Consider the following 24,819-nt stretch of genomic DNA (forward strand, 5'->3'; position numbering starts at 1 on the left):
CTAGTCGTTGGGGCGCAGGCGGGACGGGCAGCGTTGCACCGTATCCATCGAGGACCCCGTCAGCACCGGCCGGTCATAGCCGCCGTAACCGTAGCGGGTCGCGACGCAGGCTGCGTCGGGGTCGAGCGGCGCGGTCAGGCCGTCGTATCCGTACCCCGGCTCGCCATAGCCATAGCCGTATCCGTAGCCATAGCCGCCCTTTGACCGGCTGTAGCTGAGCGCCAGCGTCGACGCTTCGCCGAGCGGGATCACCGCGATGACGGACCCGCCGCGATAGCCGTTCGAGCCGACCGCCAGCGACACCTCGCCGTGAATGCGGCGGTCGGCGTCGCGGTCGGCCCCGGCGAGATCGGCGCGTGACAACGCGTCCCCGGCCGAGGGCGCGAGGTACTGGTCGATCTGCTGCCGGGTGGACAGGGGCGAGCCGCCGCCGGCCGGCGCCGTGCTGACAGGGCCGTCCACGGGCGGCGTCCGCGCCGACGCCTGACCGGCCAGGGCGAGGACGGCGACGAAGGCGATGGCGGCTGGACTGTGCATGACGCTTCCCGGGCTCCGGGGGAGACGCGGGAGCCGTCCGGACCCTAGGCCCTGCCCGGGAGCGGGAATAGGGCGCGATCGTGTAAAGATTGAAACGGGCCCGCCAGCGGCCCGGGTTCGGGAAAAAGTGGTAGCTGGGGGCGGGATCGAACCGCCGACCTGTGGGTTATGAATCCACCGCTCTAACCATCTGAGCTACCCAGCCACACGCGACGGCAAATCAATCCGCGAGCGCGAGAGGCGGCCTTATACGGGCGCATCGGTTCCGCTTCAAGAGCGCGTCATGCGGCTTGGGAAAGCGCGGCTCAGCGGATAGGGTCCCGCTCACATGAGCGTGCTCCATCTGCTCGGGTCCGGCGGTGACGGCGGCGCCGAGACCTACTTCGTCGACCTCGTCACGGCCCTGCATCGCGCGGGGGTCGCGGAGGCCTGCGCGATCCGCCGGCACGCCGCCCGTGGCAAGGCGCTGGCCGAGGCGGGCGTCGTCAGCCGCGACTTCGGCTTCGGCAGTCCGCTGGACATCCTGACCCGCCCGGGCGTGGCCGCCTTCGGCCGGCGCATGGATGCGAAGGTGATGGTCGCCTGGATGAACCGCGCCGCGCGCCACACCCCGACCGGGCCGTGGAAGCGGATCGGCCGGCTCGGCGGCTACTACAGCCTGAAATACTATCGCGGCTTCGACCATCTGGTCGGCAACACCCGGGACATCGTCGACTGGGTGATCGCCCAGGGCTGGCCGTCGCCGCAGGTCAGCTACATCCCCAACTTCGCCGGCGGGACCGAGGAGGCCGCGCCGGTCAGCCGCGCCTCGCTGGACACGCCCGAGGGCGTTCCCCTGCTGCTCGGCATGGGCCGGCTGCACGACGCCAAGGCCCATGACGTCAGCCTCAAGGCCCTGACGCTGATCCCGGACGCCGTGCTGTGGATCGCCGGGTCCGGCGCGCTGGACGAGAAACTGAAGGCCATGGCCGGCGCCCTGGGCGTGGCCGACCGGGTGCGATTCCTCGGCTGGCGGCAGGACGCGGCGGCGCTGTATCGCGCGGCCGACGTCTGCGTGTTTCCCTCGCGGTTCGAGCCGCTGGGCAATGTTGTCATCCAGGCCTGGGCCCACGGCCTGCCCGTGGTCGCCGCTGACAGCCAGGGACCGGGCGCGCTGATCCGCGACGGCGAGGACGGCTTCCTGACGCCGGTGGACGACGCCGAGGCCCTGGCCGACCGGGTCAAGGCGGTGCTGGCCGACCCGATGCTGCGCATCAGGCTGATCCAGAATGGCCACGCCCGCGTCGAGGCCGAGTTCGCCGAGGCCGCCGTGGTCGCCGAATGGCGGCATCTGTTCTCGCGGCTGGGTGAAGGCTGATGTGCGGCATCGCGGGCATTCTGGGCGTCACCGACCCGGCGCAGGCCGAGCGCGATGTGCGGGCGATGATCGAGCGCATCGCCCACCGCGGGCCCAACGGCATCCGGGTCGAAAGCGGCCCGGGCTGGTGCGTGGCCCATGCGCGCCTCTCGATCATCGACCTTGAAGGCGGCTGGCAGCCGCTGCACGCCGCCGGCTCGACGATCATCGGCAACGGCGAGATCTACAACTACCTGGAGCTGACCGAGGAATTCCAGCTGAAGGGGAAGCTGGCGACGGGCTCGGACTTCGAACCGCTGCTGCATATGTATGCGCAGGAGGGGGAAAAGGCCTTCGAGCGGCTGCGGGGCATGTACGCCTTCTGCCTGATCGGATGTGACGGGCGGACCTGGCTGGTGCGCGACGGGTTCGGGATCAAGCCGCTGTATACTACCCAACGCGGCCAAGGCACGGCCTTCGCCTCCGAACTAAGGGCCTTGCCTGGCCCTACGCCTGAAGCCCTGACCGGGGCGTCAGCTGACAATGCGGGCGAGGTACTGGCACTGGGCTATGGGATCACTGATCCGCAAGCCGCAGAAAACGTTATACGTCTGCGCCCGTTAGAAGGCTTTCAGGTCACGACCGGCCACGGGCTTCTGGGTTTCCGGACGGGCAGTTTGCTATTCGAACCCTCGAACACAGGCGGCGCTCGGAGGCCGGTTCCATCGTCGTCTCTCGGGGATGCAGAGTTGCTCGATCGCCTCGACGCGGTCCTTGAGGATAGCGTGACTGTCCATCAGCGGTCGGATGTCCCCTACGGCCTGTTCCTGTCGGGCGGGATCGACAGCAGCGCCATCGCGACCTTGATGGCCCGCCTGAACGAACGCCCGGTCACCGCCTACACCTGCGGCTTTGACGCGCCGGACGCGCGCGACGAGCGGGGGGCGGCCGAGCGGGTCGCGAAGGCGCTGAACCTCGACTGGCGCGAGACGACCTTCGGCGAGGAGGACTTCTGGCGCATCGCGCCACAGGTCGCCTGGGCCCTAGACGATCCGACCACCGACTACGCCTGTCTGCCGACCTACAAGCTGGCCGAGGCCGCGAAAGGCACCCTGACCGTGGTGCTCAGCGGCGAAGGCGGGGACGAGCTGTTCGGCGGCTATGGCCGCTATCGCCGCGCCCTGCGGCCGGCCTGGCTCGGCGGGCGACCGGCAGAGCCGCAGATCGACGCGGCCTTCCTCAAGGATGGCGGCAAGGGCGCCCTTGCACGCTGGCGGGAGGCGTCGGCGCCGCCGCCCGGCCTCTCCCCCCTCCAGCGCGCCCAGTATGCCGACATCGCCACCTGGCTGCCCAACGACCTGCTGCTGAAGCTCGACCGGATGCTGATGGCGCATGGGCTGGAGGGCCGCACGCCATTCCTCGACAGGGAGGTCGCGGCCTTCGCGTTCAACCTGCCGGACCGGATGAAGGTGCGCGGCAAGTACGGCAAGTACATCCTGCGCAAGTGGCTGGAGCGGCACTGCCCGGCGGCCGAGCCGTGGGCGAAGAAGAAGGGTTTCACCGTCCCGGTGGCCAGCTGGATCGCGCCGCGCGCCGGGGACCTGGGTCCGCGCATCGCCGGGGTGAAGGCCGTGGCCGAGACCTGCGATGTCGAGGCCGTCCGCGCCGTGTTCACCGACCCGGCCCAGGCCCACAACCGCTGGCCGCTGATGGTCTTCGCCCTGTGGTCGCGGATTCACCTCGAGGGCGCGGAACCCCGCGCGGCGCTGGCCTCTTTGACCGGGGACGCCTGAGGAGACTGCCGCCATGCGCCCTGCCCCGCTCGCTCTCGCCGCCCTGATCCTCGCCGCTTGCGGCGGACAGCCGTCCGGCGCCCAGACCGCCGGACAGCCGCTGGAGACCCGGCCGCCCAACGCCGAAGGCCAGACGCCGGCCTTTCCCGGCCAGACCCGCGCGCCGCTGGTCAGCGCTGGCGTGACCTTCGAGGTCCAGACGGTCGCCACGGGCCTCGACCATCCCTGGGCCATGGCCTGGCTGCCCGACGGCCGGATGCTGGTCACCGAGCGGGCCGGCCGGCTGCGCATCGTGGCGAAGGACGGGACCCTGTCGGCGCCGGTCGACGGCCTGCCGAAGGTCGACGCGCGCGGCCAGGGCGGCCTGCTGGACGTGGCGCTGTCGCCGGACTTCGCGACGGACGGGCTGATCTACTGGACCTACGCCGAGCCGCGCGACGGCGGCAACGGCACGGCGGCCGCGCGCGGCAAGCTGGTGGTCGAAGGGGCCCGGGCGCGGGTCGAGGCCGTGCAGGTGCTCTGGCGCATGACGCCGACGCTCGACTCGACCATGCACTTCGGCGGCCGGCTGGCCTTCGCGCCGGACGGCCACCTGTTCATCACCACGGGCGAGCGGTCGATCCTGCCCGGTCGCGTCCAGGCCCAGCGGCTGGACGGGACCCTCGGCAAGGTCGTGCGCATCAATCCCGACGGCTCAATTCCCAAGGACAATCCGTTCGCGGCCGTGACCGAGGCGAACCGGTCGATCTGGTCCTACGGCCACCGCAATCTGCAGGCGGCGGCGATCAACCCGTGGACGGGCCGGCTGTGGACAGTCGAACATGGCGCCAAAGGCGGCGACGAGCTGAACATCCCGCAGGGCGGCAAGGACTACGGCTGGCCGACCATCACCTATGGCGAGGAGTATTCGGGCCAGCCGATCGGCGAGGGCATCACCGCCAGGGCCGGGATGGAGCAGCCGGTCTACTACTGGGATCCGGTGATCGCCCCGTCGGGCATGGCCTTCTATGACGCGGCCCTGTTTCCGGCCTGGAAGGGCAGCCTGTTCGTCGGCGGCCTGTCGAGCAAGAAGCTCGTACGGCTGACGCTCAGGGGCGACCGCGTGGTCGGCGAGGAATGGCTGTTGCAGGACCTTGGCCTGCGCATCCGCGATGTGCGGGTGGGGCCGGACGGTGCGGTTTATGTCGCCACCGACGACGCCGACGGGAAGGTGCTGAGGCTGGTTCCGAAGAGCTGAGCCGAACTGCGTGGTTCGAGACGCTCGGCTGCGGCCTCGCTCCTCACCATGACGACTATCGGTGAAGCCCAACCCTCCACGTCATCCTGAGGAGCGATCCCTCAGGATCGCGTCTCGAAGGACGCAGGGCATTGATCAGTCCTGCCCCAACCGCACCGCCACTTCCTCCCCGATCGCCAGCGAACTCGTCAGGCCCGGGCTCTCGATGCCGAACATCGCCACGAGGCCCGGCAGACCGTGCACGTCCTCGCCGTCCAGCCGGAAGTCCGGTTGCGGCTCGTCGGGACCGTGGATCTTCGGGCGCAGGCCGGCGTAGTCGGGCGACAGGTGGTCCTCCGGCACGGCGGGCCAGAACTTGCGGATATAGGCGGCGAAGGCCGCGGCCTTGGTCGGGTCGACCGAATAGTCCTCGGTCTCGACGAACTCCAGATCGGGGCCGAACACCGCCTGGCCGCCGAGGTCCTTGCGGTAGTGGGTGCCGAGCGCGCCGTGGATCGGCGGCGGATAGATCAGGTGCTCGAACGGCGCCTTGCCGGCCAGACGGAAGTAGACGCCCTTGCCGAAGTGGCGGGCCGGGATCCTGTCGGCCGGGAAGCCCTCGATCAGGGCCGCCACCGCCTGGGCGCCCAGGCCCGCGGCCGTGACCAGCCTGCGCACGGTCAGGGTCGTCGGCGCCTCGCCGCCGGCCCGCACGCTGAACCCGCCGCCCGGCAGGGGCGTCGCGCCCTCGAACGGCGTTGAGGTGACCACCGCCCCGCCGTGAGCCTCGATCTCGCCGACCAGGGCGGTCATGTAGCCGTGGCTGTCGAAAACGCCGCTCTCCCGCGACAGCAGGGCCATGTCGCACTTCAGGCGCGGCTCCATGGCCATGGCCGCCGCGCCGGTCAGCCGCGCCATGCCCTCGACGTCGTTGATCCGGGCCTGTTCGAGAATGGCGTCGAGATGCTCGACCTCGGCGGGGCCGTTGGCCACGACCAGCTTGCCGCACTTGCGGTAGTCGACGTGGTGCCTGTCGAGGAAGGCGTAGAGCAGCCGGCGACCCTGGACGCAGAAGCGCGCCTTCAGCGAGCCGGTCGGGTAGTAGAGTCCGGCGTGGATGACCTCGGAATTGCGCGAGGACACGCCCTGGCCGATGATCTTCTCCTTTTCCAGCACCACCACGGACAGGCCGCGCTGCGCCAGGGCGTAGCCCGTGGCCAGGCCCACCGCGCCGGCGCCGACCACCATCGCGTCGAAGTCGAAGTCACTCATGTCCAAGGCGTAGACCACGGCGGCCGGTCAGGCCAAGCTGTGATTTCCGCAACGGACGAGCAGACCATGGCCTTCGACATCGCCACCGCGCAGCGGCCCACGGGGGCCAGCGCGGCGGCCCTCGATCTCTACGAGACGGTGCTGGCCGGGCATCAGTGCTTCATCGGCGACCCGGTGCGGGGATTGCGCGCGGCGCTGGCCGACAGTCCGGACTTCGTCATGGCGCATGTGTTCCTCGGCTACCTGCACGCGGCGGGCACCGACGCCGCCCCGCTGCCGGTGGCCCTCGACTGCCATGCCAGGGCGCTGGCCCTGCCGGCCAATGACCGCGAGGCCGGCCATGTGACGGCGCTGGGCCATATGGCGCGCGGCGAGATCGCGGCGGCCGCGCGCGTGCTGGGGGACGTGTCGGCACGGTATCCCCGCGACGCCCTGGCCCTGCAGATCGGCCAGCTGCTCGACTTCCTGCGCGGCGACGCACGGATGCTGCGTGACCGGATCGGCGCCGCCCTGCCCCACTGGACGCCGGACATGCCCGGCTATCACGCCGTGCTCGGCCTGCACGCCTTCGGGCTGGAGGAGACCGGCCACTACGTCGCCGCCGAGGCGACCGGGCGGCGGGCGATCGAGATCGAACCGCGCAACGGCTGGGCGCAGCACGCCGTGGCCCATGTGCTGGAGATGCAGAACCGCCGCGAGGAAGGCGTCGCCTGGATGCGCGAGGACCTCGCCCGCTGGACCGGCGACAGCTATTTCCAGGTGCACAACTGGTGGCATCTGGCGCTGTTCCACCTGGGGCTGGGCGACACCGACGCGGCGCTGGCGCTGTACGACGATCCCATCTGGGGCGACCGGTCGGAGCTGGCCTACAATATGGTCGACGCCTCGGCCCTGCTCTGGCGGCTGCAGCTGCAGAGCGTCGACGTCGGCGACCGGTGGGGCGAGCTGGCCGACCGCTGGCAGCCGGCGGTGGCCGAGAGCCTCTACGCCTTCAACGACGCCCACGCGGCCATGGCCTTCGTCGGGGCCGGACGGACCGACGCCCTGGCGGCCCTGCGCGAGGCCCAGGCGCGGGCGATCGCCGCCGGCGGCGACAACGCCGCCTTCGTGCAGGTCGGCGAGCCGGTGGTGCGGGGGCTGGCCGCGTTCGGCGAGGGCGACTGGCGCGGCGCGCTGGCGGCCCTGCGGCCCGTGCGGGACGTGGCCCACCGCTTCGGCGGCAGCCATGCCCAGCGCGACGTCATCGACCTGACGCTGGTCGAGGCGGCGCGGCGGGCGGGCGACCACGGCCTTGTCGCCGCGCTGGAAGCCGACCGGGCCGCCGCGCGGTTGCGCGTGATCGATTAACACCTTATAGTTGTCTTCGCGGGACTGACATCCTCGGGTGGGCCGGAGACCTGGCCCGTGATCCTGCTGCTCAACGCCGCCAACCGCGACGCCTTCCGGGCGCTGATGGACGACATGTTCCGCATCCGCCACGAGGTGTTCGTCGACCTCAAGGGCTGGGAAGAGCTGCGCCGGTCCGACGGTCGCGAGACCGATCCGTGGGACAGGGCGGACGCCGCCTATCTGCTGGCCGTGGTCGACGGGCGGGTGCTGGGCGGGGCGCGGTTCAACGGCGGCGGCGGACCGACCCTGGCCGGCCAGATCCTGCCCGAGCTGTTCGCCGACGCCCCGCCGATCGGCGAGGATTTCCTCGAGATGAGCCGGCTGTTCGCCCGGTCGCATGCGGCGCTGAAGGACCTGCTGAGCCCGGTGATCAGCGAGCTGCTGGTGGCGGCGGCCGAACTGCAGCGGATCGTCGGCGGACGCGGGGCCCTGACCATCATGGAGCTGAAGCTGGCCCAGGCGCTGCTCGCCTGGGGCGGCCATCCCGAGCCGCTGGGCCTGCCACAGCGCACGCGCGACGGGGTGCTGGTCGGGGTGATGACCCACGCCACCGCCATCGCCGCCCGCAACCTGCGCCGGGCGCGCGGCCAGACGGGGCCGGCGATCTGGTGGGCCGACGGGCCGGACGAGGCGCCCCGGCTGTATGCGGATGTGCTGCGGGTTGATCCGGTGGGGCCGGACTGGCGGCCGCCGGCGGGGTTCACGCCGCTGGAGCGGGTGCACCTGCGGCCGGAGGAGATGGCGGAGGCCTACTGGCGGGAGAGGTTGGGGTAGCTGACGCATCTTTCCTCTCCCGGAGGGAGAGGGGGACCATGCGGAGCATGGTGGAGAGGGAGACGCCGGCGCTGGATGACCCCGCGCGATCCCGTCTGTCAGCTGTTCATCCCTCTCCGACCCGGCTCCGCCGGGCCACCTCTCCCTCCGGGAGAGGATGGTCTGATGCCGGGGACATGTACCGCAGGTACGTGTCCCCCAATCGAGCGGCTACGGGTTTAGGGGACACGTACCGTCGGTACATGTCCCCGCTCCACCTACCCCCACTCCGCCCAGAGCGCCGCCTCGTCGGCCTTGGCCGTCTTCACCGCCGCGTCCTTGATGTGGCCGTAGCCGCGGATCTGCTGCGGGACGGCGGCGATGCGAGCGGCGAGCGGCAGGCGTTCGGCGGTCAGGCCGGCGAGGATCATGTCCAGCTGGGCCTCGTAGGAGACGATCAGCCCGCGCTCCATCTTCCGCTCCCCGGTCATGCCGAAGATATCCAGCGGACCGCCGCGCAGGCCCTTCATCCTGGTCAGCAGCGGGAACACCAGGTCGATCATCCAGCCGCCCAGGGCGATCTTCTTCGGCTTGCCGTCGGCGTCCTTCGGGGCGATCAGCGGCGGGCTCATCCACACCTTGACCTTGCCGCCCTTGAAGGTGCCGGCCAGCTCCGAGGCGAACCGGCCGTCGGTGTAGAGCCGCGCGACCTCGTACTCGTCCTTGTAGGCCATCAGCTTGTAGAGGTTGACGGCCACGGCGCGGGTCAGGGCCTCGCCGCCCAGCGGAGCCTCGGCCGCCCGCACCTGGGCGACGCGCCTGGCATAGCGGTCGGCGTAGGCGGCGTCCTGATAGGCGGTCAGCTCGGCCGTGCGTTTGGCGATCAGGTCGTCCAGCGCCATGGTCTCGGGCGTGGCGACCGCGTCTTCCGGCTCGCCCCTGAAGTCCGGGTCCATGGCGGCCTTGCGGCCGACCTCGAAGGCCTGGAGGTTGGACTCGTAGTCCACGCCGTTGAGCTTGATCGCCCGATAGATGGCGCGGCTGGAGATCGGGATCACGCCCTTTTGCCAGGTGAAGCCCAGCATGATCATGTTGGCGTAGATGCCGTCGCCCAGCTTGTGCTCGGCCAGGGCCTGCGACGGGCAGGCCTCGTAGCTCTTCGTCGCCGCGGCGATCTTGCGGGCCATGCCGCCGGTATCGAAGCGCACGTCGCGGTTGGTGACGAAGTCGGCGGTCGGCGAGAAGTCGGCGTTGCCGAAAGCGCGCGTGGTCTTCTTGGAGAACAGCGCCAGGCCTTCCGGACTGGCCGCGACCAGCAGGTCGCAGGCGATCAGCACGTCGGTCGAGGCCGCCGGCACGCGGCCGCCGACCACGGTGTCCTCGCGCTCGCCGATCTTGACGTGGCTGAACACCGAGCCGCCCTTCTGGGCCAGACCGGTCATGTCGACCACGCTGGCGGCGCGGCCGTCGACGTGGGCGGCCATGGCCAGGATCGAGGCGACCGTGGTCACCCCCGTGCCGCCGATGCCGGTGAACAGGATGCGGCGCACCCCGGTCAGCGGCTCGAACTCGGGCAGCGGCGTGGCGTCGGCGGTCAGGGCGGCCATCTTCTGGCGGGTGGCGTTCTCGGCGCCCTCCAGGGTGATGAACGATGGGCAGAAGCCGTCGACGCAGCTGTAGTCCTGGTTACAGGTCGACTGGTTTATCTTGCGCTTGCGGCCGAACTCGGTGTTCAGCGGCTCAACCGAGACACAGTTGGACTTGACCGAGCAGTCGCCGCAACCCTCGCAGACCAGCGGGTTGATGAACACCCGGCGCGGGGCCTTCTCCATCGTGCCGCGCTTGCGGCGACGGCGCTTCTCGGTGGCGCAGGTCTGGTCATAGAGCAGCACCGTCACGCCGGTGGTGTCGCGCAGCATGCGCTGGACCTTCATCAGGTCCGAGCGCGGGAAGATCTCGACATTGGGGGCCAGGTCGGTGACGGCCGCGTAGCGATCGACCTCGTCGACGACGATGACCGTCTTCGTCACGCCTTCGCTGGCCAGCTGGCGGGTGATCTGGGCGGGGGTGAAGCCGCTCTCGGCCGCCTGTCCGCCGGTCATGGCCACCGCGTCGTTGAACAGCAGCTTGTAGGTGATGTTGGCCCCGGCGGCGATCGCCGCCCGGATCGCCAGCGAGCCGGAGTGGTTGTAGGTGCCATCGCCGAGGTTCTGGAAGACGTGCTTCTCGGTGGTGAACGGCGCGGCGCCGACCCAGGTCAGGCCCTCGCCGCCCATGTGGGTGTTCAGGTCGGTCGAGGGGTCGTTGAAGCTGGCCATGTAGTGGCAGCCGATGCCGGCCAGGGCGCGGCTGCCCTCGGGCAGGCGGGTCGAGGTGTTGTGCGGGCAGCCCGAGCAGAAGAACGGCTTGCGTTGCTGGTCGCTGGCCAGGGTGACGGCGGCCATCGAAGCGGCCGAGACCTTGTCGAGATAGGCCTGGGCCCGTTCGCGGTGCGGGCCGTCCGGCAGGTAGTTGTAGAGGTCGAGCGCGATGGCCGCGACGGTCAGGGAGCCGGTCTGCTCCATCAGCGGCCGGCCGTTCTCGTCCTTCTTGCCGATGATCCTCGGCCGGGCGTGGGCCGGCAGATCGTAGAGGACGGCCCGGGCCTGGTCCTCGATCAGCGGCCGCTTGTGCTCGATGCACATCAGCGTCTCGAGGCCGGCGGCGAAGGCGCGCAGCCCCTGCGGCTCCAGCGGCCAGGGCATGCCGACCTTGTAGATCGAGACGCCCAGCGCGGCGGCTTCCTCGAGGCCCAGGTCCATGGCCTGGAAGGCCTCCAGCACGTCCTTGTAGGCCTGGCCCGAACAGACGATGCCGAGGCGCGGCCGCGGCGCGGCGAGCGCCACCCGGTCGATGCCGTTGGCGCGGGCGAAGGCCAGGGCGGCCGGGATGCGGTAGTTGCGGAGCCGCTGCTCCTTGTCCATCGGCTGATCCTTCAGCCGGATGTGCAGCCCGCCGGGCGGCAGGGCGAAGTTGTCGGGGACGACGTGTTTGTGGCGGTCGAGCGAGACGTCGATGGTCACGCCGCTGTCCATGGTGTCGGCGAGCGCGATCAGCCCGACCCACAGGCCGCTGAAGCGCGACATCGACAGGCCGAGCAGGCCGTAGTCGAGCACCTCCTGCACGTCGGCCGGCGAGAGCACCGGCATCTCGAAGTCCTGGAAGGCGTATTCCGACTGCGACGGCAGGGTCGAGGACTTGCAGTTATGGTCGTCGCCGGCGACGGCGATGACGCCGCCCTTGGGCGTCGTGCCGGCGAAGTTGGCGTGCTTGAACACGTCGCCCGTGCGGTCGACGCCCGGCGCCTTGCCGTACCACATGGCGCTGACGCCATCGAACTTCGCGCCCGGGAACAGGTTGGCCTGCTGGCTGCCCCAGACGGCCGTCGCGGCGAGGTCCTCGTTGAGGCCCTCCTTGAAGACGATCTCATGGCTCTTCAGCAGCTTGCCGGCGCGGTTGGCCTGCTGGTCCAGACCCCCGAGCGGCGAGCCGCGATAGCCGGAAACGAACCCCGCCGTGTTCAGCCCGTCACGCAAATCGAGGCGCCGACGGTCGAGCATGACACGGATCAATGCCTGCACGCCGGTTATGAAGGCACGACCGTTTTCGAGCAGATATTTGTCGTCTAGCGTCACATTGTCGTGGCGCATTGAAAAATCTTTCCTGTGACGGGGTCGGTTCGGCTTGCAAGATCATACAAGCGCGGCGAAATTGCTTGCCAAAGCCGTGCCCCTTTCACCGTGCAGTTCGGCACGATCAGGGCGCGGAACGGCATATTGGGGGAAAAAGGTTTGGCAGAGCAGCTAGACGCGGTTGACGCAAAGATTCTCGATCTCATTCAACACGACGCGAGCCTGTCGGTTGCCGAAATCGCCGAACGCGTCGGCCTGTCCTCCAGCCCCTGCTGGCGGCGGATCAAACGGCTCGAGGACGCCGGCATCATCCAGCGCCGGGTGACCATCCTCGACCGCGAACAGCTGGGCCTCGGCTTCGAGGTCTACTGCACCGTGAAGCTCTCCCTGCCGACCAAGGAGAACCTCGAGCAGTTCGAGAGCAATGTGATCAAATGGGCCGAGGTGGTGCAGTGCGCCACCGTCACCGGCGCGGCGGATTACGAGCTGCGCATCGTCACCCGCGACATGCACGCCTTCGACGACTTCCTGCGCGACAAGATCCTCAGCCTCGGGCTGGTGTCGAACATCGAGAGCCGCATCGTCATCCGCGGCGTGAAGAACACCACCGCCGTGCCGCTGGGCATGGTCAGCCCCTATGTCAGCCCGCACGGCTAGGGTTTTCGGGGCGGCGCTGGCCGCCCTTTTGCTGATCGCCGCCGCCGCGCCGGAAGGACGGCTGGCGCAGTACCAGCGCCTGCGTCGCGAAGGCGCGGCCGCCGTCCAGACCGGTGACCTCGACAAGGCCCTCGAGTCCTTCCGGGAAGCGCTCGACCTGTACCCCGATGTCCCGGGATCCTACATCCGGCTGGCGCGGGTTCAGGCCGCCGCGGGCGACCTGGACGCGGCCCTGACCAATGTTCAGCTCTACGCCGGCATGGGCCTGCTGTTCGACGTAGACAAGGATCCAGCGCTCAAGGCCCTCGCACAGCTGCCGGGCTATGCCGACGTGGCGGCGCTGTTCACGCAGAACGCCGAGCCTGTCGGCGACATCGAGGCGGTCGCCACGCTCAGCGGCGCGCCCGAGCTGATGGGCGAAGGCCTCGTCAACGACGGTCAGGGCTGGCTGCTGGGGACCGTGGCGGGCCGGACGATCGTCCGCCTCACACCGGATGGAACGACGCCCTTTCTCAAGGCGGACGCCGATACCGGCGCCATCTTCGGACTGGCGATCGACGCGCGGCGGGGCGTGCTCTGGGCCGCCGAAGCCAGGGGCGACGGCGTGCCCGGCGCGGCGGGGCCCGCCCGCACCGGATTGCTCAAGGTCTCCGTCCGGGACGGGACCATCCTCGCGCGCTACCCGCTGCCCGACGATGGCGCACGGCGCCAGATCGGCGACCTGGTGCTGGCGAAGGACGGGACCGTCTACGCCACGGACTCGGTCGGCGGCGGCGTCTGGCGGCTGAAGCCCGGCAGCGCGGCGCTCGACCCTGTGGTCGAGCCGGGCCACATGGCCTCGCCACAGGGCATGGTCCTGTGCCCGGGCGAGACAGCGATGCTGGTCGCCGACTACGCGACCGGCCTGCACCGGGTCGACCTGGCCAGCGGTGAAGACCGGCCGCTGGAAGGGCTGATGGCCGGTCTCGCCGGAACCGACGGCCTGGTGGCCGCGCCCGGGTTCGATTTCGGTCTGCGGGGCGAGAAGCCGTTTGCGGCCGTGATCACCCAGAACGGTGTTTCGCCCCAGCGCGTTATGCTGCTGCAGATCAATCCCGGCTGCAGCGAGGTCGAGCGGACCATGGTGCTGGCGGCGAACCTGCCGGGCATGGATGACCTGTCGCTCGCCGGCGTGCGCGGCGCCGAGGTCGTCTTCGTCGGCCATGCGCGCTGGGACACGCGGGCCGATGACGGGCGCCTTGTGACGCCCGCGCCGGGACCTGTCCGGGTGTTCCGCCTGACCCTGCCGAAGGGCATGTTCTGAGCCGTCCCCTCTTCCCGTCCGCGAGAGCAGGGGCCATCTTCCGCGATCCGCCCCCCTGACCAGGAGCTCTCCATGATCGACCTCATCCTCGACCAGCACCGGCGCGATCTCGGCGGGTTCGAGGTCGGCCGCGTGCTGCCCCAGGCCGCGCGGCGGATGGTCGGGCCGTTCATCTTCTTCGACCGCATGGGCCCGGCCGACTTCCAGCCCGGCTTCCCGCGCAGCGTCGACGTGCGGCCGCATCCGCACATCGGCCTGTCGACCCTCAGCTACCTGTTCGACGGCGAGATGACCCATCGCGACAGCGTCGGCTCGGACATCGTCATCAAGCCGGGCGAGGTCAACTGGATGACCGCCGGCAGCGGCATCACCCATTCGGAGCGGTTCGAGGGTCTGCGCGCGCACGGCGGGCGAATGGACGGCATCCAGACCTGGCTGGCCCTGCCCAATGAGGCCGAGGAGACCGCGCCGGCCTTCTCGCATCACGCCGGCGACGCGGACCTGCCCTTCTACCAGGGCGACGGCATGACCGCGCGGCTGGTGGCCGGCTCGGCCTTCGGGGTGAAGGCCAGCGTGCCGGTGTTCTCGCCGCTGTTCTATGTGCACTGGGAGCTGGGCGCGGGCGTCACCGCGGGCCTGCCGGCGGAATACCCCGAGCGCGCGGCCTATATCGCCAAGGGCAGCGTCGAAATCGACGGCCAGATGATCGGCGAGGGCCAGATGGTTATCTTCGAGCCGGGCCAGACCGTGCCGATCAAGGCCCTGACGGCGGCGAGCGTGATCCTGATCGGCGGCGAGCCGGTCGGCGAGCGGTTCATCGAGTGGAACTTCGTGTCCTCCAGCAAGGACCGCATCGAACAGGCCAAGGCCGACTGGCGCGCCGGCCGGATGAAGCTGCCGGACCTGGATGATGGGGAGTTTATTCCGCTGCCGTAGGGCAGACAGGGGTTAGGGGCTAGGGGCTAGGGGCTAGATGCAGTGCGACAGGCCAACTAACCCCTAGTCCCTATTCCCTAGCCCCTACCAGGGGCCTTGCCTCCGCCCCAATTGCGAACCATTCTCAACTGGAACGCAATCGCGGAGGCGACGATGATTCTCCAAGGCCTGGGACCCGGTCAGATCGCCCGACTGTTGCGGGCCGAACAGGAGCGGGAGCCGGTCAGCGACTGGCTGCTGTTCGGGCCGACCGATCCGGAAGTGGTGGAGGTTGAGCCGCCGGAGGAACCGTGGCTGTTGGCGGCGGAGTGAGGGCGTCGGGCGGCGTGCGTGGTTCGAGACGCGGACCTGAGGGTCCGCTCCTCACCATGACGACCCGATTTGCAGCCCAACCTTCTACGTCATCCTGAAGAGCGAGCCTCAAGCGAGCGTCTCGAAGGACGCAGGCTCTAGCCGACCTTCAGCGCCTTCCTGGCCGCCAGGCCGTATTCCATCCCGGTCCACAGGGTCACCGCCACGGCGACCCACAGCACCACGTTGGCGGCCATCATCGCCTGGTGCACCAGGGCCATGTCGCGCGGCAGGTCCCAGAAGCCCCAGCCGGGCACGAACAGCTGTCCGGCCAGCGCCACCAGCTGCAGCGTCGTCTTCCACTTGGCCAGCAGGGTCACCGGCAGCTTCAGGCCCTTCGGCGCCAGGGTCTCGCGCAGGGCGCTGACGGCGAACTCGCGGAACAGGATCAGGCCGCCGGCGGCCGCCACCATCCAGGAGCCGAGGATCGCCAGTCCGACGACCGCCCCGGCGACCAACACCTTGTCGGCGATCGGGTCGAGGATCGCGCCCAGCAGGCTCTCGACCTTGTACCGGCGGGCCAGCCAGCCGTCGAAGAAGTCGGTCACCGCCGCGACGACGAAGCCCCAGAAGGCCGTGAAGTAGAGCGTGCTCTGGACCGTCGCCGGATCGGCGCCCTTGCCCGCGGCCCACATGGCGAACGGCTGCGAGGCCAGCCCCAGCATCGCCAGGAAGACCACCAGGGTCAGGATCAGCCGCAGGCCGGTGAGGATGTTGGGCAGGTGTTTCATCGGGGTTGAGTAGCGGGTTTTGGCGCGGGGGCCAATGCTGTGGCCGGTCCTCCCCAGCCTGCTGGGGAGGGGGACCGCCGGGACGGCGGTGGAGGGGCGGCGCCGGCCCCAGCGGCCCTATCCTGAATTCCGGTCCTCCGGGCTGGTTCCGCGCAACCCCTCCACCATGCTCCGCATGGTCCCCCTCCCCGCGGTGCGGGGAGGACTGACGGCTCTACTTCCGGAAAAAGTCGTGGATCCGCTGCGCCAGCGGCTCGCTGACGCCGTCGACCTTCATCAGGTCGCCGACGGTGGCCTTGCCGACCTCGCGGGCGGAGCCGAAGGCGTGCAGCAGGGCGCGCTTGCGGCCGGGGCCGACGCCGTCGATCTCGTCGAGCGGGTTCTTCTTCATCTCCATCGACCGCTTGGTGCGGTGCGTGCCGATGGCGAAGCGGTGGGCCTCGTCGCGCAGACGCTGCAAATAATACAGCACCGGACTTTTCGGCTCGAGCATGAACGGCGTCTTGCCCGGCATGAACATCCGCTCCAGCCCGGCGTCGCGGTCCGGGCCCTTGGCGATGCCGACCACCGGGATGTCGTCCACGCCGAGGTCGGCCATCACCTCGAGCACCGCGTCGAGCTGGCCCTTGCCGCCGTCGATCAGCACCAGGTCCGGGCGGGCGCTGTCGTCGCCCTCCTCCTCTTCCTTGACCAGGCGGGCGAAGCGGCGGCGCAGCACCTCCTTCATCATGCCGTAGTCGTCGCCGGGGGTCAGCTCGGTCCCCTTGATGTTGAATTTGCGGTACTGGTTCTTCTGGAAGCCGTCGGGCCCGGCCACGACCATGCCGCCGACGGCGTTGGTGCCCTGGATGTGGCTGTTGTCGTAGACCTCGATCCGCTCGGGCGGGCTCTCCAGCCCGAAGGCCTCGGCCACCCCGGCCAGCAGTTTCCCCTGGGCCGAGCTCTCGGCCATCTTGCGGCCCAGCGCCTCGCGGGCGTTGAGCACAGCCTGGTCGACCAGCGCCTTCTTCTCCCCGCGTTTGGGCTGGACGATCTCGACCTTCCGGCCCGCCTTCATCGAGAAGGCCTCGCTGAACAGCTCGTGCTCGAACGGCTGGACGTTGACCAGGATCGACCGGGGGATCGGCCGGTCGTCGTAGAACTGGCCGAGGAAGGCGCTCATCACCTCCGCGTCGGTGTCGCTCCTGTCGACGCGCGGGAAGTAGGCGCGGTTGCCCCAGTTCTGGCCGGCGCGGAAGAAGAACACCTGCACGCAGGCCTGGCCGCCCTCGGCGAACAGGGCGAACACGTCGGCCTCGTCGACCGTCTCGGGATTGACCTGGGTCTCCTGGGCCACCGACGACAGGGCGCGGATGCGGTCGCGCAGGCGGGCGGCGCGTTCGAACTCCAGCTCGTCGGAGGCCGCCTGCATCTGTTCGGACAGCCGCTGCATCACCGCCCGGCTCTTGCCGCGCAGGAAGGCCTCGGACTCCTCGACCAGCTTGGCGTAGTCGTCGAGCGCGATCAGCCCGGTGCAGGGCGCGGCGCAGCGGCGGATTTGATGCAGCATGCAGGGCCGGGTGCGGCTCTCGTAGACGCTGTCGCTGCAGGACCGCAGCAGGAAGGCCTTCTGCAGGGTGTTGAGCGTGCGATTGACGGCGCCGGCCGAGGCGAACGGGCCGAAATAGTCGCCCTTGATGGTGTGGGCTCCGCGATGCTTGCGCAGCTGCGGCGCCGCGTGATCGCGGCGGATGACGATCTCGGGGAAACTCTTGTCGTCGCGCAGCAGCACGTTGAAGCGGGGCTTCATCTGCTTGATCAGGTTGATCTCGAGCAGCAGGGCGTCGGTCTCGGTGCGCGTCGAGACGAACTCCATCGACCGGGTCAGGTCGACCATGTGGGCGATGCGGTTGGTGTGGAAACGGCCCTGGGCGTACTGGATCACCCGCTTCTTCAGCGAGCGCGCCTTGCCGACATAGAGCACCTCGCCATCCTCGCCGATCATCCGGTACACGCCCGGCGCGTCCGGCAGCCGCCTGGCGTGGTCGGCGATGAGGGCGGCGCCCGTGAGGGGGATGTCAGCGGCGGTGGTCACGCGTAGAGATATAGGGGAGTCGGGCGGGGCTGGTCAGGGGGTGTTGGCAGCAACACGACGCTGTTCCTCCCCGCTCGCGGGGAGGGGGACCATGCGGAGCATGGTGGAGGGGTCAGCGCCGGACGCGCCGGAAAGACCCGAATTCAGGATTGGGCCGCTCGCACTCGCGCCGCCCCTCCACCGCCCTCCGGGCGGTCCCCCTCCCCGGCTACGCCAGGGAGGAAGGGTCAGCGCCTACCGCCCCTTCCACTCAGCCTTCCGCTTCTCCCCCCAGGCCGCGACGCCCTCGCGGCGGTCTTCGGTGGGGGTGAGTTCGTTGTAGGCGGCCAGTTCGACGGCGATCGCCTCCGCCCCGCCCAGCACGGCCGTTTCCCGCGCCACGCGGCGAATGTTGCGCACCGACAGCGGCGCGTTGGCGGCGATGCGTTTGGCGAGGTCGACGGCTTCGGGGATCAGGCCGGCGGGGTTGTAGACGGCGTTGATCACGCCCCACGCAAGCCCCTGGGCGGCGGTGAACGGGTCGCCGGCGAGCAGGATCTCGCGGGCGCGGCGCTCGCCGGCGGCGCGGACCAGGTTCTGCACCCCGCCGAGGCCCGGCATGATGCCCAGCTTGACCTCCGGCAGGGCGAAGCGGGCGCTGTCGGCGGCGTAGATGAAGTCGCAGTTCAGGGCGATCTCGAAGCCGCCGCCGTAGGCCGCGCCGTTGACGGCCGCGATGACCGGGACCGGCAGGGCGACCAGGGCGTCGCGCATGGTCTCGAACAGGACGTGCTGCGCCTTCCACTGCGCGTCGGTCATGCCGTCGCGCTCCTTCAGGTCGGCGCCGGCGCAGAAGATCTTCGCACCCGCCCCGGTGAGGATGATGACGCGCGTGGCGCCGGGCGTCGCCAGGTCGGTCCACAGGGCCAGCAGCTCCTCGGCCATCCGGGTCGACAGCGAATTGCCGGCCTCGGGCCGGTTGAGGGTGACGAGCAGCACGCCCTCGGCGGGAGTCTCGGTGAGCAGGGTTTCGAAGGCTTCGTTCATGGGGGGAAGGGATAGCCGTTCCTGTCGCTCTCTTCCATTCCTCTCCCGCGAGGGAGAGGGGGACCCTGCGGAGCAGGGTGGAGAGGGAGGCGCGAGGGTTGGCGGGGATGGGCGGATCGCCCGTGCCTTCATCGGCGACCCGTTGTGTCTCCCTCTCCACCAGCCTCCGGCTGGTCCCCCTCCCCCTCACGGGGGAGGAAGGAGAACGGGACGGGCTCGACCTACCGCGTCCCGTACAGCCGGTCCCCGGCGTCGCCCAGGCCCGGCAGGATGAACCCTCGCTCGTCGAGCGTGCGGTCGATACCCGCGGTCCAGATCGGCACGTCAGGGTGGTCGCCGCGCAGGGCTTCGATGCCTTCGGGACAGGTCAGGATGCAGACGAAGCGCAGGTCCTTCGCCCCCTCCTCCTTCAGCCGGTCGACGGCGGCGCGGGCGGTGACGCCGGTGGCCAGCAGGGGGTTCATGACGATGACCTGGCGCTCGGCCATGGTCTCGGGAACCTTGAGATAGTACTCCACCGCCGCCTTCGTGCCCGGGTCGCGGTAGAGGCCGATGTGGGCCACGCGGGCAGAGGGGACGAGGGTCAGCATGCCCTCCAGCATCCCCTCCCCGGCCCGCAGGATCGGGGCGAAGACCAGCTTCTTGCCGGCGATCTCCGGGGCGGTGGTGGTCTCAAGCGGCGTCTCGACCGGCCGGTCGGTCAGGGCCAGGTCGCGCGTGACCTCGTAGCAGAGCAGGGTCGAGATCTCGCGCATCAGCTCGCGGAAGGTCTTGGTCGAGGTGGCCCGGTCGCGCATGCGGCTCAGCTTGTGCTGCACCAGCGGGTGGTCGACGACGGTGACGCCGGAGAACTTGCGCATCAGAAGACGGTCCCGTCGCTGGTGATGGTCAGGGGCGGGCCGCCGCCGTCGCGCCGGTCGCGGGCCAGCACGCGCCCGGCGGCCCAGGTGCCGCCTTCGAGCACGCGGGCCAGCGGGAAGTCGGCCTCGGCCACGCCCAGCCGCTCGCGCACCAGCGGCGCGATGCGGTCGAGCAGGGCCACGGTCATCGAGCGCCAGCCGACCACCAGCGGGTCGCCGACACCATGCACGCGGGTCAGGTCGAGCGGGTCCCTGAGGACCAGCACGCCGTCATCGATGAACAGGCCGCCGTTGCGGTATTCGGCCAAGCCCGTCAGGCCGTCGAGGCTGTGGACGGTGATGCCCGCCTCTTCCAGCGGCTCGATCAGGCTGTAGGCCAGCCATTGCGACAGCTTGTGGATCGGCACGAGGCCGTCGGTGGCGTCGTCGCGTTTGATCGCCGGATGGCGCCAGGTGTCGCCAAGCGGCAGGCCGCCGAGGCTCAGGCGGTTCTCCCAGATGGGGCCGAGCCGCTCGAGCAGCACCTCGAGGATGACCGGCGCCGGCAGGCGGCCGTCCGTCGCGCGGGCGGCCATCACGTCGAACAGGTCGCCGGGCCGGCCGACCGCCGCGCCCAGCCGGCGCAGCAGGGCCGCGCGGCCCTCCAGCCCGACCAGCGGATTGCGGTCGGAGACCTGGAAGGCGTCGGCGAGGGCGGCGGCGGTCAGGTTGGCCAGGTTGTCAGCCCGCAGCCGGTCCTCGGCGGCCGACAGGGCGCCCGACTGGAACAGCCGCAGGCTGGCGACGCCGAGGCCTTCGGAGCGGCTGGTCTCGGTGCAGGTCGGCGCGTCGAGGTAGCGCCAGCTGGGCCCTGCGCCCGCGTCGAGCAGGACCGAAGTGATGGCCAAGTCGAAGGCCGCGCGGGCTTTCGTCTGCGCGTCCGGCCAGTCGGCCGTGGCGGCCAGCTCGGCCCACAGGTCGCGGCCGCCGACCACGAAGTGCCGCCAGCGCGCGTGGAACGGCACCTGCAGCGTCGGGTACTGCCCGCGGATCACGCCGGCGACGATGTCGGCCGCGGCCGGCAGCCGGGCCAGGTCGACGCGCCAGTCGGCGAGGCCGCCGGCCTCGGCGATGGCCAGCATCTCATGCGCCCGCTCGCGCACCGCGGCGGCGGAGAGCAGGGTTCGGGCGGCCTGCATTTCACTAGTCATGGTGAGCAGCGCTCGAAGAGCGCGTGTCGAACCACGCAAACCGCTTGTGCGTCCTTCGACACGCCGCTGCGCGGCTGCTCAGGATGACAGCCATTTTTGCTTGCACCCGCCCGGCCTCAGAACTCCCCAAGATCACGTCCCACCGTCTTCTTCAGGTCTTCGGCCGAGGGGGCGCCTTCGGGGGTGAAGTAGCCGGCGGCCTTCTTGGCCTCCATCTCGACGCTGGCGTCATCGGGGATCAGCCAGGCGGGGATCGGCACGCGCTCGCCGATGGTGATGCCGCCCTCGACCAGGGCGTCGTGCTTCATGTTGGACATCGAGACGAAACGGTCGATGTGCTTGATGCCCAGCCAGTGCAGCACGTCCGGCATCAGCTGCTGGAAGCGGGCGTCCTGAACCCCGGCGACGCATTCGGTGCGTTCGAAGTAGGTCGCGGCCTGGTCGCCGCCCGGCTGGCGCTTGCGGGCGTTGTAGACGAGGAACTTGGTCACCTCGCCGAGCGCCCGGCCCTCCTTGCGATTGTAGACGATCAGGCCGGCGCCGCCGTTCTGGGCCTCGAGCACGGCCTCCTCGATGCCGTGGATCAGATAGGGGCGGCAGGTGCAGATGTCGGAGCCGAACACGTCGCTGCCATTGCACTCGTCGTGCACGCGGCAGGTCAGGCGGCGGGCCGGATCGGCGATCGCGGCGGGGTCGCCGAAGATGTACAGGGTGATGCCGCCGATCGGGGGCAGGAACACCTTGATGTCCGGCCGGGTGACCAGCTCGGGGTACATGCCGCCGGTCTGCTCGAACAGGGTGCGGCGCAGGGTGGTTTCGTCGACCTCGAAGCGCTCGGCGATGCCGGGCAGGTACCAGACCGGATCGAGCGCGGCCTTGGTCACGGCCACGTCGCGGGTCTCGTGGATCACCGTGCCGTCGATCTTCAACCGGCCGGCGTCGATGGCGTCGCTGATCTCCGGCAGCGTCAGGCGGGCCTTGGTGATGGCGATCGAGGGGCGGATGTCGACCCCCTCGGCCACCTCGGCGGCGAAGTCCTGCTGGATGCGGTGGCCCCACGGATCGAGCGAGACGATCTTGTGAGGATCAGCCCACTGGCCGAACGGGCCGACGTCGACGACCGGCGCGGTGTCGGTCAGGTCGGGCCGGACCAGCGGATTGAGCGCGCCGGACGCGATGGCCAGCGAGCGGTAGATGGAATAGGCGCCGCCGTGGGCGCCGATGGCGTTGCGGTCCCCGCCCGCATTGACCGTGGCGACGACCGGGCCGCGCTCACGGGCGGTCGGGGCGCCCCAGGTCAGGGGGAAACGGCTGGGCGAGCCTGATCCCGGGTGGGATGTCAGGCGGATGTGGCCTTGGCGATTTACAGACATTCAGTTCGCGCGCGCTCGGCGCCTCCAGAATCGAAAAGGCTCCTCCCGGTTTTCGCCGGCGAGGAGCCTTTGAGCGAGGATAGTGCTCCGGAGATTTCGACTTGGCAAGCGGCGGAAAAGCGGGCCCGGTCGGCGCGATTACTGGGCGTTTTCGCGGGCGATGCGCAGCAGCAGGGTGTCGCCGTCGAGCACCTCCACCGCCAGGTGATGATCGGACTCCTCGAGCTTGCGCCGCGCGAGGTCGGCGACCAGCGCGTCCGCGCGGGCATCGATGAAGGCCAGCGACGGCACCGAGTACCGCGCATCCCAGATGTAGAACGTATAGGTGCGCAAGCCTCGATCCCCGTTTTGGGTATAGCGAGGTGATACATAACATGCGGGTTCGACACGGTGTGTCGTCTCGCCGACATCCGGCGCGCCTTGACCCCGGCGGCCCGAAACCGTGGAATGGCGTCATGACCGACACCGACGAAGACTTCATCCGCGGCCTGCCCAAGGCCGAACTGCACCTGCACATCGAGGGCAGCCTCGAACCCGAGCAGATGTTCGAGTTCGGCCGGCGCAACGGCATCGACATGCCGTTCAACTCGGTCGAGGAGGTGCGCGCCGCCTACGCCTTCTCCAACCTGCAGGACTTCCTCGACATCTACTACCAGGGCGCAGGGGTGCTGCAGAACGAGCAGGATTTCCACGACATGGCCATGGCCTATTTCCGCCGGCTGCACGCCGACGGCGGGGTCCATGCCGAGATCTTCTTCGACCCGCAGACGCACACGGACCGCGGCCTGCCCTTCTCGATCGCCATCGACGGCCTGCTGGCCGGGATGAAGACGGCCGAGCGGGAGCTGGGCATCAGCTCGGGCCTGATCATGTGTTTCCTGCGCCACCTCGACGAGGACTCGGCGATGGCCACGCTGAAGGCTGCCGAGCCGTGGCTCGAGCATCTGGTCGGGGTCGGGCTGGATTCCTCCGAGGTCGGACATCCGCCGTCTAAGTTCCAGAAGGTGTTCAAGGCGGCCAAGGAGCGCGGCCTGACGCTGAGCGCTCACGCCGGCGAGGAAGGCCCGCCCGACTATGTCTGGGAGGCGCTGGATCTGCTGAAGGTCGACCGCATCGACCACGGTAACCGGGCGCTTGAGGATCCGGCGCTGGTGCAGCGGCTGGTGGCCAGCGAAATGACCCTGACCGTCTGTCCGCTGTCGAACCTGAAGCTCTGTGTGGTGAACGACCTGAAGGACCACCCGATGAAGCGGATGCTGGACCTGGGTCTGAAGGCGACCTGCAACTCCGACGACCCGGCCTATTTCGGCGGCTACATCGGCGAGAACTTCGTCCAGACCGCGCGGGCGCTCGACCTGTCGCGGGCGGAGATCGTGACCCTGGCGAAGAACAGCTTCACGGGGTCGTTCCTCGATGAAGAGCGGGTCGCGCTGCACCTGGCGGCGATCGACGCGTATGCGGCCTAGGGGACATGTACCGCAGGTACGTGTCCCCCAATCGAGGGCGCGGGCTTAGGGGACACGTACCTTCGGTACATGTCCCCGTCTTCAACTAGCCCGTGATGCGGTAGCGGCCCTGACGGTCGGGGCAGACGCGGACGTAGCGATAGTCCGTGCGGCCGCCGTATTCGGTCGGGGCGGCCGCCAGGCGGCAGCCGCGACGGTAGTAGTCGTTGTAGCCGTACTGGCCGCTGCGCTCGCCGCGATCACGGTAGTAGCGGGCCTCGCGGTAGGGGATGGTTTCGCTCTTGCTGTACCAGTAGCCCCTGGCGTCGCAGCGGGCGCTGTCGCGACCGATCTTGGCGCCGAGACCGCCGCCGACCACGGCGCCGAGCACCGCGCCTTCGGTCTGCACATCGCCGGCGGCGACATTCGAGCCGATGGCCGCGCCGGCCAGGGCGCCGATGATCAGGCCGGCCGCGGTGTTGCCGCTGCGGCGCTGCTCACAGGGGCTGTTGCGATAGCGGTCGTAGCCGCCCGTGGAGGCGTCCCGGCCGTAGTAGCCGGCGTCGTTGGCCGCGTAGCCCGGTTCATAGCGCCAGGCGCCGTAGCGACGTTCGTAGGCGCCGCGGCCGTAGCGGCGGTCATAGGCGGCCTGGTCGCGCAGATACTGGGCGCGCTTGGCTTCATAGGCGCGACGCTGGTCGGCGTAGGCCGACTGACGGTCGCGGTAGGCCTCCTGCTGGCGCTGGTAGTCGCCCTGCTGCTGTTCGTAGGCGCGTTGCTGGGCGTTGTATTCGTCCCAGGTGGGAACGCGGCTCTGGGCGAGCGCGGCGCCGGCGCCGGCGCCGAGAGCCAGCATGCTGGCGAGGGAGAGGGCTATGGTCCTGGTCTTCATGGTCGTCGCTCCGT

21 protein-coding genes and 1 tRNA gene are annotated in these 24,819 nt (G+C 69.9%); 10 read left to right on the plus strand and 12 right to left on the minus strand.

Features of this window, described 5'->3' with window-relative positions; translation table 11 throughout:
- Both AC1RN0_RS14925 and AC1RN0_RS14930 read right to left on the minus strand, forming a co-directional pair.
- A complete protein-coding gene (locus AC1RN0_RS14925; RefSeq protein ID WP_492788245.1) occupies positions 1 to 537 on the minus strand; it encodes a hypothetical protein in 537 nt (178 codons plus the stop codon).
- A 128-nt stretch (positions 538 to 665) separates the two neighbouring features.
- A tRNA-Met gene (locus AC1RN0_RS14930) sits at positions 666 to 742 on the minus strand.
- A 123-nt stretch (positions 743 to 865) separates the two neighbouring features.
- Between AC1RN0_RS14930 and AC1RN0_RS14935 the strand changes: the two genes are divergently transcribed.
- Genes AC1RN0_RS14935 through AC1RN0_RS14945 form a run of 3 tightly spaced genes read left to right on the plus strand, consistent with a single transcriptional unit; the run spans position 866 to position 4,903 of the window.
- Positions 866 to 1,894 carry a glycosyltransferase gene (locus tag AC1RN0_RS14935; protein WP_492788246.1) on the plus strand — a complete coding sequence of 343 codons (1,029 nt, stop codon included), beginning with the start codon at positions 866 to 868 and terminating at the stop codon, positions 1,892 to 1,894.
- Positions 1,894 to 3,666 carry an asparagine synthase (glutamine-hydrolyzing) gene (gene asnB / locus AC1RN0_RS14940; RefSeq protein ID WP_492788247.1) on the plus strand — a complete coding sequence of 591 codons (1,773 nt, stop codon included), beginning with the start codon at positions 1,894 to 1,896 and terminating at the stop codon, positions 3,664 to 3,666. The genes AC1RN0_RS14935 and asnB overlap by 1 nt, the downstream gene beginning before the upstream one ends.
- 13 nt (positions 3,667 to 3,679) lie before the next feature.
- The gene (locus AC1RN0_RS14945) at positions 3,680 to 4,903 is read left to right on the plus strand and encodes a PQQ-dependent sugar dehydrogenase (RefSeq protein ID WP_492788248.1); all 1,224 of its coding nucleotides are present in this window, start codon (positions 3,680 to 3,682) and stop codon (positions 4,901 to 4,903) included.
- Between the two features lie 135 nt (positions 4,904 to 5,038).
- Here AC1RN0_RS14945 and AC1RN0_RS14950 read toward each other — a convergent pair whose 3' ends face one another.
- The gene (locus tag AC1RN0_RS14950; RefSeq protein WP_492788249.1) at positions 5,039 to 6,154 is read right to left on the minus strand and encodes an NAD(P)/FAD-dependent oxidoreductase; all 1,116 of its coding nucleotides are present in this window, start codon (positions 6,152 to 6,154) and stop codon (positions 5,039 to 5,041) included.
- Between the two features lie 66 nt (positions 6,155 to 6,220).
- Between AC1RN0_RS14950 and AC1RN0_RS14955 the strand changes: the two genes are divergently transcribed.
- Positions 6,221 to 7,501, plus strand: a complete 1,281-nt coding sequence (locus tag AC1RN0_RS14955) for a tetratricopeptide repeat protein (RefSeq protein ID WP_492788250.1) — start codon at positions 6,221 to 6,223, stop codon at positions 7,499 to 7,501.
- Between the two features lie 57 nt (positions 7,502 to 7,558).
- Entirely contained in the window at positions 7,559 to 8,317 is a 759-nt protein-coding gene (locus AC1RN0_RS14960; RefSeq protein ID WP_492788251.1) for an acyl-homoserine-lactone synthase, read from the plus strand.
- 257 nt (positions 8,318 to 8,574) lie between these two features.
- Here the strand turns inward: AC1RN0_RS14960 and AC1RN0_RS14965 are convergent, their stop codons facing one another.
- Complete coding sequence (locus tag AC1RN0_RS14965) at positions 8,575 to 11,985, minus strand: indolepyruvate ferredoxin oxidoreductase family protein (RefSeq protein WP_492788252.1); 3,411 nt, start codon at positions 11,983 to 11,985, stop codon at positions 8,575 to 8,577.
- A gap of 141 nt (positions 11,986 to 12,126) precedes the next feature.
- On the opposite strand from AC1RN0_RS14965, the gene AC1RN0_RS14970 reads away from it, so the two are divergent.
- The 4 genes from AC1RN0_RS14970 (at position 12,127) to AC1RN0_RS14985 (ending at position 15,175) form a co-directional block, all read left to right on the plus strand.
- Entirely contained in the window at positions 12,127 to 12,624 is a 498-nt protein-coding gene (locus AC1RN0_RS14970) for an Lrp/AsnC family transcriptional regulator (RefSeq protein WP_492788253.1), read from the plus strand.
- Complete coding sequence (locus AC1RN0_RS14975) at positions 12,605 to 13,927, plus strand: tetratricopeptide repeat protein (protein ID WP_492788254.1); 1,323 nt, start codon at positions 12,605 to 12,607, stop codon at positions 13,925 to 13,927. Before AC1RN0_RS14970 ends, AC1RN0_RS14975 begins: the two co-directional genes overlap by 20 nt.
- A gap of 72 nt (positions 13,928 to 13,999) precedes the next feature.
- Positions 14,000 to 14,863 carry a pirin family protein gene (locus AC1RN0_RS14980; RefSeq protein WP_492788255.1) on the plus strand — a complete coding sequence of 288 codons (864 nt, stop codon included), beginning with the start codon at positions 14,000 to 14,002 and terminating at the stop codon, positions 14,861 to 14,863.
- 153 nt (positions 14,864 to 15,016) lie between these two features.
- Entirely contained in the window at positions 15,017 to 15,175 is a 159-nt protein-coding gene (locus AC1RN0_RS14985; RefSeq protein WP_492788256.1) for a hypothetical protein, read from the plus strand.
- 137 nt (positions 15,176 to 15,312) lie between these two features.
- Here the strand turns inward: AC1RN0_RS14985 and pgsA are convergent, their stop codons facing one another.
- From pgsA to AC1RN0_RS15020, 7 genes are all read right to left on the minus strand, one after another.
- Positions 15,313 to 15,945 (minus strand): CDP-diacylglycerol--glycerol-3-phosphate 3-phosphatidyltransferase, encoded by a 633-nt coding sequence (pgsA, locus tag AC1RN0_RS14990; protein ID WP_492788257.1) that lies wholly within the window; start codon positions 15,943 to 15,945, stop codon positions 15,313 to 15,315.
- Between the two features lie 214 nt (positions 15,946 to 16,159).
- A complete protein-coding gene (gene uvrC / locus AC1RN0_RS14995; RefSeq protein WP_492788258.1) occupies positions 16,160 to 18,019 on the minus strand; it encodes an excinuclease ABC subunit UvrC in 1,860 nt (619 codons plus the stop codon).
- A 234-nt stretch (positions 18,020 to 18,253) separates the two neighbouring features.
- Complete coding sequence (locus AC1RN0_RS15000; protein ID WP_492788259.1) at positions 18,254 to 19,045, minus strand: enoyl-CoA hydratase/isomerase family protein; 792 nt, start codon at positions 19,043 to 19,045, stop codon at positions 18,254 to 18,256.
- Between the two features lie 221 nt (positions 19,046 to 19,266).
- On the minus strand, positions 19,267 to 19,905 hold the full coding sequence (gene upp, locus AC1RN0_RS15005) for a uracil phosphoribosyltransferase (RefSeq protein ID WP_492788260.1): 639 nt from the start codon (positions 19,903 to 19,905) through the stop codon (positions 19,267 to 19,269).
- The gene (locus tag AC1RN0_RS15010) at positions 19,905 to 21,083 is read right to left on the minus strand and encodes a DUF1688 family protein (RefSeq protein ID WP_492788261.1); all 1,179 of its coding nucleotides are present in this window, start codon (positions 21,081 to 21,083) and stop codon (positions 19,905 to 19,907) included. Before AC1RN0_RS15010 ends, upp begins: the two co-directional genes overlap by 1 nt.
- A gap of 128 nt (positions 21,084 to 21,211) precedes the next feature.
- A complete protein-coding gene (locus AC1RN0_RS15015; RefSeq protein WP_492788262.1) occupies positions 21,212 to 22,468 on the minus strand; it encodes a GTP cyclohydrolase II in 1,257 nt (418 codons plus the stop codon).
- Between the two features lie 138 nt (positions 22,469 to 22,606).
- Positions 22,607 to 22,801, minus strand: coding sequence for a hypothetical protein (locus tag AC1RN0_RS15020; protein WP_492788263.1), 195 nt, complete (start codon positions 22,799 to 22,801; stop codon positions 22,607 to 22,609).
- A gap of 122 nt (positions 22,802 to 22,923) precedes the next feature.
- Between AC1RN0_RS15020 and AC1RN0_RS15025 the strand changes: the two genes are divergently transcribed.
- Positions 22,924 to 23,934 carry an adenosine deaminase gene (locus AC1RN0_RS15025; protein WP_492788264.1) on the plus strand — a complete coding sequence of 337 codons (1,011 nt, stop codon included), beginning with the start codon at positions 22,924 to 22,926 and terminating at the stop codon, positions 23,932 to 23,934.
- 85 nt (positions 23,935 to 24,019) lie between these two features.
- Here AC1RN0_RS15025 and AC1RN0_RS15030 read toward each other — a convergent pair whose 3' ends face one another.
- Positions 24,020 to 24,805: a YMGG-like glycine zipper-containing protein gene (locus AC1RN0_RS15030; protein WP_492788265.1), complete on the minus strand. Its 786-nt coding sequence runs from the start codon at positions 24,803 to 24,805 to the stop codon at positions 24,020 to 24,022.
- Positions 24,806 to 24,819 lie beyond the last annotated feature (14 nt).

The sequence above is a fragment of the Caulobacter sp. GW821-FHT12F03 genome (assembly GCF_058806855.1).

Coding starts and splice junctions, on each gene's coding strand:
- AC1RN0_RS15030 (WP_492788265.1), bottom strand. CDS start 24,805: ATGAAGACCAGGACCATAGCCCTCTCCCTCGCCAGCATGCTGGCTCTC.
- AC1RN0_RS14985 (WP_492788256.1), top strand. CDS start 15,017: ATGATTCTCCAAGGCCTGGGACCCGGTCAGATCGCCCGACTGTTGCGG.
- AC1RN0_RS15015 (WP_492788262.1), bottom strand. CDS start 22,468: ATGTCTGTAAATCGCCAAGGCCACATCCGCCTGACATCCCACCCGGGA.
- AC1RN0_RS14925 (WP_492788245.1), bottom strand. CDS start 537: ATGCACAGTCCAGCCGCCATCGCCTTCGTCGCCGTCCTCGCCCTGGCC.
- asnB (WP_492788247.1), top strand. CDS start 1,894: ATGTGCGGCATCGCGGGCATTCTGGGCGTCACCGACCCGGCGCAGGCC.
- AC1RN0_RS15010 (WP_492788261.1), bottom strand. CDS start 21,083: ATGCAGGCCGCCCGAACCCTGCTCTCCGCCGCCGCGGTGCGCGAGCGG.
- pgsA (WP_492788257.1), bottom strand. CDS start 15,945: ATGAAACACCTGCCCAACATCCTCACCGGCCTGCGGCTGATCCTGACC.
- AC1RN0_RS14945 (WP_492788248.1), top strand. CDS start 3,680: ATGCGCCCTGCCCCGCTCGCTCTCGCCGCCCTGATCCTCGCCGCTTGC.
- upp (WP_492788260.1), bottom strand. CDS start 19,905: ATGCGCAAGTTCTCCGGCGTCACCGTCGTCGACCACCCGCTGGTGCAG.
- AC1RN0_RS14935 (WP_492788246.1), top strand. CDS start 866: ATGAGCGTGCTCCATCTGCTCGGGTCCGGCGGTGACGGCGGCGCCGAG.
- AC1RN0_RS14980 (WP_492788255.1), top strand. CDS start 14,000: ATGATCGACCTCATCCTCGACCAGCACCGGCGCGATCTCGGCGGGTTC.
- AC1RN0_RS14950 (WP_492788249.1), bottom strand. CDS start 6,154: ATGAGTGACTTCGACTTCGACGCGATGGTGGTCGGCGCCGGCGCGGTG.
- AC1RN0_RS14965 (WP_492788252.1), bottom strand. CDS start 11,985: ATGCGCCACGACAATGTGACGCTAGACGACAAATATCTGCTCGAAAAC.
- AC1RN0_RS15025 (WP_492788264.1), top strand. CDS start 22,924: ATGACCGACACCGACGAAGACTTCATCCGCGGCCTGCCCAAGGCCGAA.
- AC1RN0_RS15000 (WP_492788259.1), bottom strand. CDS start 19,045: ATGAACGAAGCCTTCGAAACCCTGCTCACCGAGACTCCCGCCGAGGGC.
- AC1RN0_RS14955 (WP_492788250.1), top strand. CDS start 6,221: ATGGCCTTCGACATCGCCACCGCGCAGCGGCCCACGGGGGCCAGCGCG.
- AC1RN0_RS14975 (WP_492788254.1), top strand. CDS start 12,605: ATGTCAGCCCGCACGGCTAGGGTTTTCGGGGCGGCGCTGGCCGCCCTT.